This is a genomic window from Moraxella sp., from assembly GCF_024227015.1.
Lineage (GTDB): Bacteria > Pseudomonadota > Gammaproteobacteria > Pseudomonadales > Moraxellaceae > Moraxella.
Map to the genome: position 1 here is coordinate 1 of NZ_JAAELD010000292.1, position 525 is coordinate 525.

A 525-nucleotide genomic window follows, 5' to 3' on the forward strand; every position below is an offset into this window, starting at 1 on the left:
CCTAACCGCCTTGCCACGGCTCATCGCACGCCCCGCCCCATGCGAACACGAACAAAAACTCTCACTGTTGCCACGTCCACGCACGATATAGGATTTCGCCCCCATAGAGCCTGGGATAATACCAAGCTCGCCCTGATAAGCACTGATAGCACCTTTACGAGTAACATACACCGTCTCACCAAAATGCGTCTCTTCACTGACATAATTATGATGACAGTTAATCGCCTCTTTGGTAATGCTAAATTTGGGAAACTGTGCGTCCCTATGTCCAAGTGCCTTAATAATCAGTCGCATCATCTCACGGCGGTTTTCCATGGCGTAATCTTGAGCCCATTCTACCGCCTCTATATAATCATCAAAATAGGGCGAACCTTGAGCAAAATACGACAGCTCACGGTCAGGGATATAACCTAGGCGAGTTTCGTTTTCTTTTTTGGCAAGGCTGATAAAATACTCACCAATACAGCTCCCAATACCCCGACTTCCTGAGTGTAGCATCAGCCATACATCTTGATTTTCATCAAG

General features: G+C 47.0%; 1 protein-coding gene. It reads right to left on the minus strand.

Annotation, left to right across the window (positions count from 1 at the left end; all coding sequences use genetic code 11):
• Positions 1–525: RtcB family protein (locus tag GY683_RS06760; protein ID WP_297288012.1), on the minus strand; the 525-nt coding region annotated here is incomplete at both ends.